Source organism: Microcoleus sp. D3_18a_C4, assembly GCF_036702415.1.
GTDB lineage: Bacteria > Cyanobacteriota > Cyanobacteriia > Cyanobacteriales > Microcoleaceae > Microcoleus.
This window is the reverse complement of sequence record NZ_JAUBTI010000013.1, coordinates 45,537-61,773: the sequence shown is the minus strand read 5'-3', so window position 1 is coordinate 61,773 and position 16,237 is coordinate 45,537. Positions and strand designations below refer to the sequence as shown.

The 16,237-nt window shown below is 47.5% G+C and carries 14 protein-coding genes; 10 read left to right on the top strand and 4 right to left on the bottom strand.

Annotated elements, in window-relative coordinates:
* Positions 1-161 precede the first annotated feature (161 nt).
* Positions 162-569, bottom strand: a complete 408-nt coding sequence (locus QUB16_RS09405) for an allophanate hydrolase-related protein (protein WP_333147357.1) — start codon at positions 567-569, stop codon at positions 162-164.
* A 437-nt stretch (positions 570-1,006) separates the two neighbouring features.
* Between QUB16_RS09405 and QUB16_RS09400 the strand changes: the two genes are divergently transcribed.
* The 3 genes from QUB16_RS09400 (at position 1,007) to QUB16_RS09390 (ending at position 3,457) form a co-directional block, all read left to right on the top strand.
* Positions 1,007-2,245 carry a Zn-dependent hydrolase gene (locus tag QUB16_RS09400; protein WP_333315707.1) on the top strand — a complete coding sequence of 413 codons (1,239 nt, stop codon included), beginning with the start codon at positions 1,007-1,009 and terminating at the stop codon, positions 2,243-2,245.
* 172 nt (positions 2,246-2,417) lie between these two features.
* Positions 2,418-2,921 (top strand): DUF4365 domain-containing protein, encoded by a 504-nt coding sequence (locus QUB16_RS09395; RefSeq protein ID WP_333315706.1) that lies wholly within the window; start codon positions 2,418-2,420, stop codon positions 2,919-2,921.
* Entirely contained in the window at positions 2,918-3,457 is a 540-nt protein-coding gene (locus QUB16_RS09390) for a hypothetical protein (protein ID WP_333315705.1), read from the top strand. Before QUB16_RS09395 ends, QUB16_RS09390 begins: the two co-directional genes overlap by 4 nt.
* A 94-nt stretch (positions 3,458-3,551) precedes the next feature.
* Here the strand turns inward: QUB16_RS09390 and QUB16_RS09385 are convergent, their stop codons facing one another.
* Positions 3,552-4,538, bottom strand: coding sequence for a DNA cytosine methyltransferase (locus tag QUB16_RS09385; RefSeq protein ID WP_333315704.1), 987 nt, complete (start codon positions 4,536-4,538; stop codon positions 3,552-3,554).
* A 152-nt stretch (positions 4,539-4,690) separates the two neighbouring features.
* Between QUB16_RS09385 and QUB16_RS09380 the strand changes: the two genes are divergently transcribed.
* Positions 4,691-5,956: a folylpolyglutamate synthase/dihydrofolate synthase family protein gene (locus QUB16_RS09380; RefSeq protein ID WP_333315703.1), complete on the top strand. Its 1,266-nt coding sequence runs from the start codon at positions 4,691-4,693 to the stop codon at positions 5,954-5,956.
* A 5-nt stretch (positions 5,957-5,961) separates the two neighbouring features.
* Here QUB16_RS09380 and QUB16_RS09375 read toward each other — a convergent pair whose 3' ends face one another.
* Positions 5,962-6,537 (bottom strand): Uma2 family endonuclease, encoded by a 576-nt coding sequence (locus QUB16_RS09375; protein WP_333315702.1) that lies wholly within the window; start codon positions 6,535-6,537, stop codon positions 5,962-5,964.
* 438 nt (positions 6,538-6,975) lie between these two features.
* On the opposite strand from QUB16_RS09375, the gene QUB16_RS09370 reads away from it, so the two are divergent.
* Both QUB16_RS09370 and QUB16_RS09365 read left to right on the top strand, forming a co-directional pair.
* On the top strand, positions 6,976-7,593 hold the full coding sequence (locus QUB16_RS09370; protein ID WP_333315701.1) for a hypothetical protein: 618 nt from the start codon (positions 6,976-6,978) through the stop codon (positions 7,591-7,593).
* 53 nt (positions 7,594-7,646) lie between these two features.
* Complete coding sequence (locus tag QUB16_RS09365) at positions 7,647-7,973, top strand: hypothetical protein (protein WP_333315700.1); 327 nt, start codon at positions 7,647-7,649, stop codon at positions 7,971-7,973.
* Positions 7,974-8,358: 385 nt separating this feature from the next.
* Here the strand turns inward: QUB16_RS09365 and QUB16_RS09360 are convergent, their stop codons facing one another.
* Positions 8,359-9,642, bottom strand: a complete 1,284-nt coding sequence (locus tag QUB16_RS09360) for a sugar ABC transporter substrate-binding protein (protein WP_333315699.1) — start codon at positions 9,640-9,642, stop codon at positions 8,359-8,361.
* 380 nt (positions 9,643-10,022) lie between these two features.
* On the opposite strand from QUB16_RS09360, the gene pilM reads away from it, so the two are divergent.
* The 4 genes from pilM to QUB16_RS09340 all read left to right on the top strand — a co-directional run bounded on the left by pilM (position 10,023) and on the right by QUB16_RS09340 (position 16,134).
* Complete coding sequence (gene pilM, locus QUB16_RS09355) at positions 10,023-11,117, top strand: type IV pilus assembly protein PilM (protein WP_333315742.1); 1,095 nt, start codon at positions 10,023-10,025, stop codon at positions 11,115-11,117.
* A gap of 420 nt (positions 11,118-11,537) precedes the next feature.
* On the top strand, positions 11,538-12,446 hold the full coding sequence (locus tag QUB16_RS09350; RefSeq protein ID WP_333315698.1) for a PilN domain-containing protein: 909 nt from the start codon (positions 11,538-11,540) through the stop codon (positions 12,444-12,446).
* Positions 12,443-13,243 carry a pilus assembly protein PilO gene (locus QUB16_RS09345; protein ID WP_333315697.1) on the top strand — a complete coding sequence of 267 codons (801 nt, stop codon included), beginning with the start codon at positions 12,443-12,445 and terminating at the stop codon, positions 13,241-13,243. The genes QUB16_RS09350 and QUB16_RS09345 overlap by 4 nt, the downstream gene beginning before the upstream one ends.
* A 479-nt stretch (positions 13,244-13,722) precedes the next feature.
* Positions 13,723-16,134, top strand: a complete 2,412-nt coding sequence (locus QUB16_RS09340; protein ID WP_333315696.1) for an AMIN domain-containing protein — start codon at positions 13,723-13,725, stop codon at positions 16,132-16,134.
* Positions 16,135-16,237 lie beyond the last annotated feature (103 nt).

The window sequence follows — 16,237 nt, the reverse complement described above, 5'->3', positions numbered from 1 at the left end:
CAAACAAACAGGCTTTCCGGCCTGTTCCACAAGAAATGAATTTTTTTGTGGGGTGGGCGTCTCGCCCGCCCAAACAAACAGGCTTTCCGGCCTGTTCCACAAGAAATGAATTTTTTTGTGGGGTGGGCGTCTCGCCCGCCCAAACAAGCCAGCGGAAAGGATTAATTTTGCCCTGTACTGGCTTTATAAGCGGCCCACCCACCTCGATCGGAAATATCTTCCCATTCATACTTCTGAACCAACTCCTGCGGGTACAAGAAAGCCGTCAACACTTCTCCATCATCCAAAACCACATCCGACGGATACATATGCGGCGGTTCCCCCCCTGCAAGCTGTTCAAATTGCTCTTGAGTTAATTCGTACACTTCGCCCGGAATTGATACACCGTCTGCAGCCACTTCATAAATAGCAGGATGCCAGCCATTTTCTGCCGAATGCAAGCGGTAAATCGGGCGAGTTTTTGCTTCTCTAATAAACTTCGCATCTCCGAGGTTGCTGTTGTCCGGCTGACCCCGTAGGGCAGAACCGCAAATGAAAACTCGTTTGACTGCAATTGCTGTTTGATTCATCACATACACCCGATAAAAAATTGTGTTTTTTCCTACTTAAGACTGATGCACAAACTCACTTTGTAGGGTGCGCCCAAGAGCCATTGGTGTCAACTTAAGACTAAAATTCTCTGTATATCTCGTTTTTATCGAAGTCTCGATCCCCCGCTCATCCCCCACCCCCCCCCTACCCCAAGGGGGGAAAGAAGGGGGACGAAAGAATTCTCTTGTCCCCCCCTTGAGAAGGGGGCTAGGGGGGATCGGGAAGACTGTAAACTCAGACGGTAGACTCGTATTACCTTTGACATTAAGTTGACACCAATGCCGAAGAGCACCTTATTCCTGGCACTGTCAAACCGCTCGACTTTTGTAAACAAGGCTACATTATGTCGCCGATTTAAATGCTATTGAATGCAGTATACAGCAATTAGTTACATCAATCAATAAAAGAACTTTAAATGACACTTACATTAACACTTGCAGTCAACGGCCCGCGCCTCAACCGCAGCATCGCCCAACTCGCCCAAATCGGCAAACTACCAGGAGGAGGCGTGAGTCGGGTAGCATTTACCAAAGCAGATTTGCTGGCCCGCCAACTCGTGGAATCTTGGATGGTAGAAGCAGGGATGACGGTTCGCATTGATGCGGCGGGAAACATGATCGGGCGGTATCCCGGAAAGCGCGAGTGTGCGGCCCTAGCCACAGGTTCTCACATCGATACCGTGGCCGTGGGCGGCCATTACGACGGAGTTTTGGGAGTTTTGGCGGGAATTGAAGTGGTGCGGGTACTGCACGAAAATAACCTATGCTTGGAACATCCGATCGAGACGATCGTATTTACCGACGAAGAAAACACCGTTATCGGCTGCAAAGCGATGGCCGGAAATACAGTCAGCGATGCGGCATATTACCGACGCAGCGACGGTACTTCCATTGAAACTTGTTTAGCACAAATTGGCGGAGATTGGTCAAAAATTGCACAAGCAAAACGCCATCCCCAAGAAATAGCAGCATTTGTAGAACTCCACGTCGAACAAGGAGGCGTTTTGGAAAGTACCGGCGATGAAATCGGCATAGTTCAAGGCATTGTCGGACAGTACCGCTATGCAGTGACGGTAACTGGCCGCCCGAATCATGCCGGTTCGACGCCGATGCGCGATCGCAAAGATGCGCTAGTAGCCGCCGCACAAATGGTGCTAGCAGTCAACAAGTTGGGAGTAGAAACACCGGGAGAACAAGTAGCAACGGTAGGTTACTTAAACCTGTCGCCGAATGCTACAAATATTGTACCGGGAAAAGTAGATTTTAAAATCGACTTGCGCGATATATCTCAAACTCATTTGGCAGAATTGTTAGTTAAAATGAAACAAGAGTTTAGGGCGATCGCGCTTAACACCAAAACCGAAGTTGAAATGATTGAAATGCTGCACGTATTGCCAACCCTAGCAGCAGCAAAGATTCAAAATGCGATTGCCGAAGTTTGCCGGGAATTAAGCTTGAGTTGCACGCATTTAATCAGCCGCGCCGGACACGACGCCCAAGAAATCGGACGGTTTGCGGATATGGGGATGATTTTCGTGGCTTCTCGCGGCGGCATCAGCCATGCAGAAGACGAATATACATCCCCAGAACAGTGCACTCAGGGAGCAAACGTGCTGTTACAAACCTTCTTGAAGCTCGATCGAATTTACGGCTAGGGCGATGGTTAATCTGCTTTCAAAGCGATGTATGGTGCGTGACTGTGAATAGATTTGGGCTTGTGTGGAAGGCATCTTGAGTCACGCACCGTAACTTTACATAACAGGGTTTTATAACCCGATTTGGTGTTATATCATTACTTTATGGCAACAAAATTGCAGTAGCATTTTAATGGATATCAACACCCAAAAAGAAGAATTCAGCTATGCTTACATTTACGCCGTGGCTTCAGCAGCCGGGTGCATCTGCCAGCGAACAACTACTCCTCTAGACCAACTGGGTGTAGACCTAATTATCACGGGAATCGCAGAAGCAGGTTTACCAAACTTTCCCATTCTTTATCTTCAAGTCAAATGTACATCAAGAGATATTTTGAATGAAAATAGCCTTCGCTATCCCCTGAACATTAAAAACTACCAAGAATTGAGCGCCAACAATGCCTACCCTCCTAGAATTATAATTGTGGTGACAGTTCCCGATCGCCCCAGCGACTGGCTGCAACAGACAGAAGCGGAACTCTGTTTAAAACGCGGCGCTTATTGGATATCATTAGAAGGTGCAGCACCTACTGACAATCAAGAAACCATCACTATTTCAATACCCAGAACAAATATATTTTCGGCCCAGAGTCTGACAACTATCATGCAGCGGATTGCAACCGGGAGACAAATATGAATGTCACAATTAAAGATATTGAATTGCTCAAAAATCTCGAACCGGATCGAATCAGCTACTACTTAGAATCCCAAGGTTGGAAACAAGCGCAAAAAATAGGCGATCGGGCTATTATTTGGACAAGCGGCAATCTCAACCCAGAAACTCCTCAAATAGTTCTACCTTTAAATTGCAAGCTTCCCGACTTTCCCGTGTCAATGAACTTGATGCTAGAGACATTGGAGCTCATCGAGAATCGCTCTCAAATAGAAATTTTAGCCGACTTAATTACCGGAATTCCCAATACAACCATTCAGGGAGTCGTGATGCAAATTCAAACTCCCAATGCCGACAAATTAAGCGGCGAAATTACGTTTTTAGGTGTCATTGCCGACAAACTGCGGAAAATTCAAACCTCACTTGCAGACAAAGATTACATCCTCGCAATCAAAGCTTATCAAGAACGCTTGCCTTTCCTCTGTACGGGAGATTTAATCAAAGAAAATCAAACCTTTATCCTCAAAAATCCCCGCAATTTTACTTTAGATGATTTGTAATATCATGTCCGCTAGTATGGACGGGGCGGGTTTATATAATTTGTCGGTAATTATCAAATATTTCGGCGAACCCGCCCCTACAAAACTTTCCCTGCTACAAGTGCGAAATATCCGCAAATATTTTATTCGCCAACATCCTCGCCAAATTCACAGGAACAGCATTACCGACCATTTTGTATCCATCAGCAATATACTTGTACTTAAAAATAAACTCATCCGGGAAAGTCTGAACTCTCGCGCACTCTCGCACAGAAAGCCGACGGTAAGGCAGAGGCGAATTGGGGTCAAAAATGCGTTTGTCTTTGCCAACCAAAATCATTTTACTAGCTTGAGGATGCAGAGGCGCGTGTCTGCCGCTTGCCTGAATTGTAAAAGAAGGTTCTGACCAACTTCTAACTCGATTGCGCGACATATAAATGCTCGAAAACCCCAAATCCGCACATTCGTGATTTGGGACAGAATCGTGATAATTATCTAATTTACCCTTAACTGACATAGGGGCGGCCTGCAAATCAAAAATTGCATCTTTCAGCGTCAAAACCTCGGTTCCCGGTTCGGGAAACTCAAAACCCAAACCCAGAGTTTCCCGATAACCAACAACAATCACCCTTTGCCTATCTTGCGGAACACCAAAATTTTTAGCATTTAACAACTTGTACGAAACCCGATACCCGATTTCCTCAAACTGCGATAATATATAAGTGAAAGCATCCTTGTTTCTGGGAGCTAAGATTCCGCTAACATTCTCAGCTAAAAAAAACAAAGGCTGCTTGTCCCGCACAATTCTGATATACTCCCAGAAAAGTTGACCCCGACTGTCATCAATCCCCCGTTTCGCCCCGGCTTCACTCCAACTTTGACAAGGAGGGCCGCCGATTATCCCAATACAGTTGGGAATTTCATCAGATTTGATTTTTCTGATATCTCTGCGATCTAAAATAGTTTCAGGATGATTGAAATTATATGTATCCCAAATAGACTTATCATATTCATTCGCCCAAACAGCATTAAAGCCAGCCAAGCGAAAACCCAAATCCAACCCCCCACAACCCGAAAACAGAGAAATAATATCCAAAGCCACCTTTTTTCATCCGCAATAAATACAATAAATCAATTATAAACCTCTCTTTTCTTAGATATCTATCTCTTTCTTCTCTCACTCTGCGCCCTCTGCGCCCTCTGCGGTTAATAAAAAAAATATAATTCACACACAAACAGAACTTATCATCCTCAATGAATGCAGAATCCATCCTCCAATCTTACCAACACTTCGGCGTACACCTCGGCCTAAAAAGAATTCACCAACTTCTCCAAAAACTAGACAATCCCCACAAACAAATACCCATTATCCACATTGCCGGCACTAATGGCAAAGGTTCCGTTTGCGCTTATCTCTCTTCCGTACTCACAGAAGCAGGCTATCGAGTTGGGCGCTACACATCCCCGCACTTAATCGATTGGACAGAAAGAATTTGCATCAACCAAAAACCGATTTCCCCAACAGAATTGCAACAGTGTCTAGAACGAGTTGTCGCCGCCACCGAAAACAACACCGAAACTCCCACTCAATTTGAAATAATCACCGCCGCAGCTTGGCTGTATTTCGCCGAACAAAAAGCAGATATTGCAGTGATAGAAACTGGATTGGGCGGTAGATTAGACGCGACTAACGTTTGCGAAACACCTCTCGCTAGCGTCATTACTTCTATCAGTCTCGAACACTGGCAAATACTCGGCCCCACCGTGGCAGATATTGCTGGGGAAAAAGCGGGAATTCTTAAAGCAAAATGTCCGGCAGTTATCGGAGAATTGCCAGAATCAGCTAGAATAGTAGTAGAAAAACGCATTCAAGAATTAGACTGTCCGGCAACTTGGGTAAAACCAGCAATAGATTTAGGACAAGGATTCGCAGAATATCAGTTAAATCAAAATGCGGTTAAAATAAAATATCAATTGCCGCTGCTGGGAAAAATTCAACTAATGAATTCAGCAATTGCGATCGCAACTTTGCACACTCTCCAAAACCAAGGATGGCAAATTTCCCCAACCGCGATCGAAAACGGTATCGCCAAAACCCAATGGCCCGGAAGACTCCAGCAGACAACTTGGAAAAACCGCAATATATTAATTGACGGCGCGCACAACCCCGCCGCAGCGATCGCCCTGCGTGAATATGTCGATCGCCTGAACAATCACCCGTCACCGATTAACTGGGTAATCGGCATTCTTGCGACTAAAGACTGCGATGATATTTTGAAAGCATTACTCAAAAAGGGCGATCGACTTTACCTAGTACCCGTACCCGATCACAACTCATCATCACCCGCAGAATTAGCCACCCTAGCTCAAATTATCTGTCCCGAATTAACACTCTGTCAAGCCTTCCCCGACTTAACAACAGCTTTAGATGCTGCTGTTACAGGTGACAACCTAACAATCCTTTGCGGTTCCCTTTATCTCGTCGGCTATTTTCTGCAACAACAACAATCCCAAGCTTAAACGCATCAGAATTGTGTTTCTTCCTCTGTAAAGATAGGAGGCCACAATTCAGAAACGGGCAATTCCCAACCGGGAAAAAGTTCTGCTACTGTTAAGATATCGCCATTTCCTAAAACAGTCGGTTCACCTGTAGAGCGATAAATAGTCACTGTTTCTTCATCAGGATCGATCAGAATTCCAACGATCGCACCCAGTTCTATAAACTTCAAAACCTTGGTTTCTATAGGCTTAATGCGATCGCTCTGAGATTTAATCTCAACCACCAAATCGGGGACAAGTTCTCCAAAATAACGCGGACTTTGGCGCAAGCGGGCGGCGCGAACAAAAGAAACATCCGGTGCTTTGACATTCGTATCCGGCATGATGAAACCGCCTGCGGAGTCAAAGACTCTCCCCAAGCGACGGGGATAAACCCAGTTACCCAGCAAGCGAATCAAAATACTGCTGATTTCACTGGATACGATGTCTGATGGCCCCACAATTGAAAGCCTCCCGTCTTCTAGTTCAATTTTGTAATCTAAACCGGCTTCGGAAAAAAGGGTTTGAACTTGGTTTAAATCTTTGAGTGTCATCGCTGGCATAAGAATTTTCTCCTATTCCGATCTGAGCTTTGATTTTAACACAAGTCAAATTTCTGAATATTTGAGGAATTCAGGCTATCTTCCTACAAATCATCAATCAAGCTGAATGGAGAAAGGATCTCGCACGGGATAAATAAACCCGGTTTCTGGGATGAGCGATCGTTCTTATCAACAAACATTTACCTCTAAAATAGTCGAGATTGACTTATCAGAGTTCTCCTCCGACTCCGCGTTGTGAAGAGGCGGTAATTTCATCATTCGATAATAACTTAAAAGCTTATATATGGCGGCACAGATTCCCATTATTTAATAATACGTCAAGTGGTATAAAAAAGCAAGGGGCGAGATAAAAAAAGATTAATGCCTAATGCCCAATGCCCAATGCAAAATTTTTGTTACAATACAAGTGAGTTTAGAAAAATTTAGATGTCGAAGTTTATGAGCAGCCTTATATCGGTGCAAACGCTAATTGAATATATAGAAGCTTTGCCAGCCCAAGAGCAAACTTTACTATTTGACGAGCTTTTCAGGCGAAACATAATCAAGCAGCTTCAGGAAAACAATACATTAGCACTAAAGGCGTCTATCATTGGAGAAATAGAAAAGTCGCGCCAGGAAAACACCAAGGAGATAGTCAAGACAAAAACACTCTTAACAGGTAACGCTACCTGCGACATTCGCGCAGCCGATCGCACTAACTTTGGGGGCGACCTCGACAGCTCAACTGCTCACATAATCATTAAAAACGAATCAGACACAACAGTCAGTGCAGCGTTGCTGGGATGGCCCGAATGTAAAGCTTTTGGCGAGACGCGATCGCAAGCACTGCAAAACCTTCACGATTTAGTAAATGCCCAGCTAGCCGAAGCAGAAATCGTCTCTGTCAAACTCACGAATAGTCGATCGAACAATCCTTGGGTGAGGTTAGCGGGTAAGTATGAAAACGATCCGTATTACGATGAGGTATTGGCACACATAGAAGAATATCGCCGCGAACTCGATGCAGAAACCGAAGCTTATTACAGTCAAATTGACGCTGCGGTTGAGACCAAATGAGCCGATACATACTTGATACGGATTGTTTCTCCCTTTGGCAAAGGAATGATCCAATGATGGTGCAGCGAATCGAGGTTAACGCAGAAAACCTTGCTGTAACTATCGTAACCGTAGAGGAAGTAATTCGCGGCAGGTTCAATGTTATCAGACAGGCTTCTGAACCTTCGCAAGCGGACAAATTAGTATTGGCTTACACCAGGTTATGGGATACATTAGATGATTTCAAAAATCTCAGCATTCTGAAATTTGACCAGAATGCTTTCAATATCTATCTCATGTCAGATATATCGCCAATTATACAATTGCCGGGGCGGGTTTGTGAGATTGTCTATTTTTGGCAAATATTATTGGTGAACCCGCCCCTACAGGAATCAGGGTAATCGAGCGGACATGATATTACACTGAGTTACGCCGTCAAAAAATACGCATCGGCAACCGAGATTTGCGGATTGGTGCTATTGTAATTGCTAATAAGGCTATCCTCGTTACGCGCAACTACCGAGATTTTTCGCAAGTGCCTAATTTAGTGCAGGAAGACTGGACAATTCAACCTTAAAAGCAAGCGCGATTGCTAATCGTAGGGTGCGTCGCCATCGAATTTTTCGCGATGATTGGAAGCTCTGCGAGGCGACGCACCTTACATTTAAAAGCTGATATATGCGTATATATGGCGACACAGATTCCCATTCTTTAATAATACGTCAAGTAGCCCAAAAAAGCAAGGGGCGAGAGCAAAAAAAATCCCGCCCCAGCTTCAATTCAAAACTACCTTTGATCCCAAGCCTTAGCCGCATCAGCCACAGCTTGATCTACCGACTTTTCATCCAACATTGCCGCCTGCAAATTGTCATAAATCGCCTTTTGCAGCTTCTTAACATCCTTTAAAGGCGGAATCAATAGCTCGGCGGAACTCAACCCAGAAGCACTAACAACGCGAGCTCGATCGGCTGCGGGAGCATCAGTCGGAACGTTCTTAAAATAATCGTCCTGCAAAGCCTCAACCGTAGAAGGCAAAACATTAGCAGCCTTAGCAAAAGCCAACTGATTTTGAGAATTAGTCACGTACAAAGCAAACTTAACAGCATCATCAGGACGCTTGCTGTCGCGGGGCACAACCAAATTCATCACCGCCACAGTCTTCTTGCCGGTTTCGCCCGTAATTTGAGGCGCAGCAGCCGAAACAGCACCAATACTCGGCGCATTCTCAGCAATAGCCTTCAAAAACTGAGGCCCGGAAGCTAAAAAAGTAGTTTCCCCAGCTTGATAAAGCTCGATCGCCCTGCGATGTCCCTGCACCAAAACATCCTGTGGCAAAAGTCCGTTCTTGTACAAATCCACCCAATACTGAAAAACAGCTTTGCCCTTAGCAGTATTAAAAGCAGCCTTACCTTTCGCATCAACCAAAGGCACACCCATCTGCACGAAAGATTGCAAAACCTCCGCCGAATCTTCCGGCACAAAAGTCACAAAAAAAGCAAACTTACCAGTCTTCTCCTTCACCTGCTTCGCAACAGTTGCCAACTCGGCATAAGTAGCAGGAGGCTTAGCAATTCCAGCCTTCTTCAACAACTCCGTATTGTAAATTGTCACCCCAGTCGTGAGATACCAAGGAATGCCAAAACTCTTGCCGTCGAGCATACTAGCTTTCCAGATATTTGGGAGATAGAGCTCGCGAACTTGCTGCGGAATTCGAGAATCCAAATCCAGCCAAGCATTGCGTCCCGCCAACAGCGAAGCAAAATCGGGATTTAGGTTAACCACATCCGGCGCAGTTTTCGCCGAAACAGCCCCCAAAATCTTGCTTTCCATCGCCGACCAAGGAACGTCCACCCAGCGCACCTTCACCCCCGGATTTTGGGCTTCAAAACCGGCGATCGTCTTGTTGAAATACTCAGTAAACTGAGGTTGAAGCTGCATAGTCCAGAACTCGATTTCCTGCGTATTATTTGCCTGGGAATTAACAGCCGGCTTGCTGCAACTCACCACCGCAGCCAGCAGCAGCCCCACCAGCCCAAAAACAGCAAAAAGTTGCCAAGATTTACGTTTCATAGAATAAAATTTGAGAGTTATGGGAACCGTCAGACAAAAAAGCGCTCGCCCGAATCAAGCGCGATGAGTCAGTAACAGAGTTTTGTACCTGGGCCCAGGAGCGAGATAGTCGGTTTTTGTGCAGAATCGGCGGGTTTTCGGTCGATCGAGCTGGAATTTATTGACATTCGCACCAGAATAGCTATTGTCAAGTAAATTGGATAGCATAAAATCGGAACTAGCGATCGCGCAACACAGACTGAGCTGTGCAGCTACGGCGGGATACCGAGATTACAGCACTCTTGCGGCAGTTGGAAACCAACCCTCCAACAGGCCTGCGCGCTGAATCAGGCTGGCCAACTACAAAAGAAAAAAATAGCAATTACCGGCGACCCAATCACATGGTTAACTTTTTCAAAGGTCTACTTTCCCAACGCCAGCCAGGAATCGGGATCGAAATAGCCCCAGACCGCATCAACATCATTCAGCTCGAAAAGAAAGGTCAGGCATTAAAATTAGGCATCCTAGCCTCAATAGAAGTTCCCGAAGACATAGTACAAGAAGGACAAATAGTCGATCCGCCAGGAATGGCAGAACTAATAAAAGCCGTCCTCGCCGAAAACAAAATCAAAGCCAAGCGAGTAGCCACAGCCATTCCCGGCCGCGAAGCCGTCATCCGCCTCATCCCAGTTCCCGCAGAGCTCAACGAAGAAGAACTGCGGGATTACATGAACGCAGAAGCAGGACTTTACTTGCCGTTTCCCAGAGAAGACGCCGACGTAGACTATCAAAAAATAGGCCTATTTGTAGATGACGACGGAGTAGAAAAAGTGCAAGTCGTGTTAGTAGCAACCCGCAGAGAAGTTACCGACACATACATCGAAACCTTCAAAGAAGCCGGACTGATTATAGACGTACTAGAAGTAACCAGCTTTGCCCTAATCCGCACCCTCAAAGACCAACTGCAACAATTTTCGTCCCAAGAAGCAGCAGTTCTCACCGCCATAGAATTTGACAGCACCGAGTTAGCTATAGTAGTGGACGGCATACCTCAGTTCAACCGTACCATCCCGATCGGCACCTACCAAATCCAGACCGCCCTCAACCAAGCCATGAACCTGCCGCCAACCAGAGACACCAGCGAACTGCAAGGCATGACCCTGCCAGTCACAGATACAATGGGCGCGTCGGGAGACGCCAATCCGGGAACAAATGCGATGATAAAAGTATTGGGAGAACTAGCAGACGAACTGCGCCGCTCAGTAGATTTTTACCTCAATCAGAGCGAAGAACTCGAAGTAGCGCAACTGCTGCTAGCAGGCCCGGGAGCTGCGATCGGCAAACTCGACGAATTTTTTATGCAAAGATTAAGCTTGCCCGCATCTCAAGTCGATCCCATCGAAACCCTAGGACTCGAAATCAGCCAAGAAATTACCCCAGAACAGCGAGCAGGTTTAGGAGTCGCCCTAGGTTTAGGACTAAGGGAGGTTATGTGACCTAACAGTTTTAGATGAGAGAAAAACCGAGGTGAGAATTTTAGGTAAAAACCCCTTCCAAAAGAAGAAGGCAGAAAGCAGAAGGTAGAATATTGGAGGTAGAAGATAGAAGGTAGAAGGTAGAAGGTAAAAGGTAGAATATATCAGAGGTAGAAGCAGCCCCTTCCTTCAGTAGAAGGCAGAAAGTTGTTTCTTTCTTCCCTAAATAAATCCTTCACTTGTACCAGCAATCTTGGGTTCTGTCTAAAATCTAAAATTTCCAATTTAAATCTATAGCAACAGCCAAGACTGTTAGAACCTTCTTAATTGCTGAAACATAAGCGGTAGATGACTTTTTCCTTCTACCTTCTACCTACTACCTACTACCTTCTACCTTGTGCCTTCTGCCTTCTTCCTTCTGCTATAAAATCGAGTGAAGCCATGTACAGCCTAGATATTAATTTTCTCAACGACCGTCCCGACTACAAACCCGTTGCGACCAAAAGCCCAGCTAAAAAAAGTTCCGGTGGAGCCAAAGACCAACTGCCCATATATGGGGCAGTGCTGTTTGCCTTTGGCATCAACGCCGCAGTCATGGGCGCCTGGTGGTTGGCGACTAACGAAAATACCAGCTTGGCCAAAAAACAAGAAGCCATCGACCAAGAACTTGCCAAGTTAAACACTCAAGCCAACACCATCAAAGCCATCAACGCCGAAACCGACCAAGTTACCGCCGAATACAAAGCATTAGCCGGAGTATTCGACCAGATTAAACCTTGGTCGGCGATGCTGCAAGACCTGAGTGTCCGCACTCCCGCCGGAGTGCAAATTGCCAAAATCGAGCAAATCGACCCAAGTCCCTCCCCCGTTGCAGCAGCACCCCCACCCCCCGCAGCCACCCCCGCAGCCAGCCCGTCCCCAGGGGCGAGTCCGTCCCCAGCCAGCCCTACCCCGGCTGCCGCTCCCCCCCCGCCCGTCGTCCCGCAGCAGGCAGCAAAAGTACAAATTTCAGGGATAGCCAGTACCTTTGCTCAAGTTAACGACTTTATGTTGCTAGTCCAGCGCTCTCCTTTCTTCCTCAATACTGACACCCGACTGCTAGCAGCGACCTTAAAAGACAACCCGGCACAAGTACAATTGCGGAACCAAAGTGCAGCAGGAGTAACAGAACTTCCCAAACTGCGGAAAGTGGTGGAATATAAAATTGAAACGACGCTCAGCCCGACGGGGGCCTCCGAGTTGCTCCCCGAGCTGCGAAGCAAGCAAGCAGACGGGCTCGCAATACGCATAGAAACACTTCAAGAAAAAGGAGTGCTAGAACCACAAAAACCAGAGGTGAAAAAACAATGACATTAGCAAATGAGTATGGTCCTAGCGGACAAGCAGAAGATACAGGGGCTAAGGAAATATTCGGCATTAAGCTGACCCCCCAAGTCCAAGCAATCGGCATAGCAGTTCTCGGACTCGTTATTGCCGGCGGCCTCGGCTACCAGTTCGTACTTCCCGAATTCCAAAAAAGCGACGCATTCAAGCAAAAACTTAGCGAAAGCGAGCAAACGCAACTGCAATTGCAAACTCAAATTCAAAAAAAGGCAGAAGCAGAAGCCAAGCAAGAAGAAGCAAAACAGCGCCGGGCCAACGTGACGGCAATGTTTGCCAGCGACGCCACCGCCAACACGCTTTTGCTTGACATGACCCAACTCGTTAATAGAATCAACGCCGGCGTGCAAGGAGATGACCTCAAGGCTAAAATTACCAAATTTGAGCCGGATATGCCCCCAGCAGCAGCAACCGCCACGCCGGGAGCTCCAGACCCTGATATTCTGGCCGATAGCTCCTTCGGGGCGTCCCTGGCTGGCAAGCTCAGACGCAAAAAATTTAAGGTAGAGTTTGAAGGCACTTTTGATCAAACCCGCAATTTTATGCGTAACTTGGAGTTGATGCAGTCGCTGTTGGTAGTTAGGAATTTGAAATCTGAATTGCTAGCATCAAATCAGCCAATTGAAGTTGACTTTTTGAAAGGGAAAATAGTTCCTGTTGAGCAGCCGCCAACTAAAATTAAAACTGCTTTTGACTTGCACGCGCTGCTGCCGTTAAAGCAAGAAGAAAAACCGCCAACTCCGGCTCCGAATCCTGGTGCTAAGTAGCGGTAGTTGGGCGGATAGATATTAGCTATTGTTCCCAACTTGCTCTTTCACAAGAAAGGAGAAGGCAGAAGGTTGAATTTTGAAGGGTGAAGGTAGAAGTCAAAAAATTATGAATGCCACAAAAATATTTTTTATATGGCACTCAACAATTTGCTCTAAAACCTAATTTCTTCTAATACCAGTTTCTCAAAGTAATGGAACTGTATAGAAATCCTTGTAGAAGTCGTAAATTTTTTACCCCACCCCAACCCTCCCCTTACAAAGGGGAGGGAGTAAGAAATCCACAAATGATGCGAGGATTGCTGTAGGATAGCTTCTAACCCTGATATCATCAGTTATTCCCTATCGAAAATAGAAAATCGAAAAGGGCATAAATTCTTCCTTCAAAAAGGCTCGAACCCTTGAATATTTTAGTCAGTTTAGCAGCTAGCGACAAAAGACTGCGAACAACAAATACAAATTGTAGTTGAGGAGAGAACGTGAAACAGCATCTACGGTTAAGTGGAGGACTCTTATGCAGCGTTGCAGGAGTTCTGATCGCGCAAGCCCCCGTCTCGGCAGCGCCGACTCAAGTCACAGGAGTGCAAGTAAGTCAAGCCAATAATGGGGTAAATATTGTCCTGGCGACAGAAAAGGGCGATCGCCCGCAAGTTTTCGCCATCAATAACGGCAATACTTACCAAGCCACAATTATCAACACCCAGCTCCGCTTGCCACAAGGCAACAGCTTCCGTCAAGATAACCCCGCTCCGGGAATTTCTTCAGTAGAAATCAGCCAGGTAGAGGCTAACAGCATCCGCGTTGTGGTAGCCGGCACCAACGGAGTTCCCAACGGACAAATTGTTCCGGGACAAGGCCAAAGCATCGTCCTCAGCGTTGCCGGACAGGGCGGTACAGTACAGTCTGCCCAAACTGCACCTCCGCCACCTCCGGGACTGCCGCTGACCCAAACAGCTCCCCCCCCGGCTCCCCAAGTCCGCACGTCGCAAAACCCAGGCGTGCTGCTGCCAAATCCCGAAGTTACTGTTACCAGGAACGATCGCCCCCCCCTCCCCAGCGAAATACAATCCCAGACAAATCAGGCAGCGCCTTTCCAGCCGCGGGCCGTGGCACCGCCCTTGGGAGATATCGCGGTGTCTAACATCGCCCCTGGCGTCGGAAATATTGAGCTGAGTTCGGGAGAACGCATCCCCCGCTTGGTGTTGCGGGATGCCCCAGTCCGGGACGTTTTGGCTCTGCTGGCTCGCGCTGCAGGCTTGAACATTGCTTTTACAGGCGGCGGGGCCCCTGCTCAACCGGGCCAGCCCGCAGTGCCTGGTCAGCCAGGAGCCTCCGGCTCTGATGAAGGGCCGAAGATTTCTTTGGACATCGAAAATGAGTCGGTGCAAGATGTCTTTAATTACGTGCTGCGGCTCAGCGGGCTGCAAGCTAACCGCCAGGGGCGGACAATTTTTGTAGGGACTAGCTTGCCGATCGACTCGCGCAATATTATCATTCGGACTCTGCGGCTCAATCAAGTTCGCTCTACGGATGCGGCTAACTTTTTGAGCGCTCAAGGCGCGGAAACTCAACTGCCGATTACTCGGGTGACTATTCAAAGCGTGGGCCAGGGAAATGCGGCGCGGGATGTGGAAATTAGGGAACCCGACATTAAGGCGATCGGCGCTAGGGACGGCACCGGGCCGCTCTTGCTGAGGGGACTGTCGGTGCTGGCGGATTCTCGGCTCAATTCCATCACTTTGGTGGGCGACCCGCGCAAAGTTGACATGGCTGTGGCTTTCTTGACACAGCTAGATTTGCGCCGCCGTCAAGTGGCTGTCAACGTCAAGGTGATCGATATCAACTTGTCGGGAAACAACACCAGTAACACCAGCTTCTCTTTCGGGATTAATGACAGTTTCTTCGTCAATGACGGCGGGGCGGCGATCGTCAATTTTGGTGGTATTAATCCGCCCGACAGGAATACTACACTTGGGGGCATCGCTAATCGAGCGATTATTGAGAACCGAGACATTCCCCAAGAATTCAGGGGTGATACTTTCTACGATGCGAACGGTCGGCGTATCGTGCCGTTGACAGGTCAATCTCTAGGTCCAGGTCTACCCCCCACCAAAGGTGTGTTCCTCCAGCCGACAGCCCCAGTGACTAATGACCCCACGCGAGTTGGAATTACGGATTACGAGCCAGGCTCGGCGACCGGTTCGGGAAGTGCGCTTTTTAGTCAGTTCCCGCTGTTCCAATATCCAAGACGTTTTCTGTCCAACCTGCAAGCAAGTATTACCACCCAGAATGCCAAAATCCTGACTGACCCGACTTTAGTTGTCCAAGAAGGGGAAACGGCGAATGTGAATATCACCGAAGAAGTGATCACTAACATTCGATCGGAATCGCAGACAACAGCAGGTCAAACTACCAGAACGGTGACGGCAGAAAAAGGTCAGGCAGGTTTGCGCTTGGGAGTGGCGATCGATCGCATCGACGATAACGGTTTTGTCTCTCTGCGAGTCAACCCAATCGTCAGTGCGATCGGCCCGTCTCGACCCCTGAGCACTGGCGCAGGAGAAAATAACAGTATCACCCTGCTGGCTGAGCGCTCTTTGCAGTCGGGGCTAATTCGCCTGCGGGACGGTCAGACTTTGATTTTATCGGGGATTATCCGCGACCAAGACCGGGTTACAGCGACGAAGATTCCGATTTTAGGAGATTTGCCGATTATCGGTTCGCTGTTCAGGAGCACTAATAAGATCAACGAGCGGGCGGAAGTGATTGTATTGCTGACTCCGCAGATTTTGGATGATAGCGATCGATCGAACTTTGGCTACCAAAACAGCATCAGCCCCGACGCGCGGCAAATGTTGCAGCGCAGTCAGCCCGTGCAGCCGAGACAGTAGGAACAAAGGAAGAAGGCATTGCTGTCAACTTTCCACGCTTTTTCCCCTGAGTCCGACAGTCCGACAGTCCGACAGTCCGACAGGGACTGAAGTCCCTGCCTCA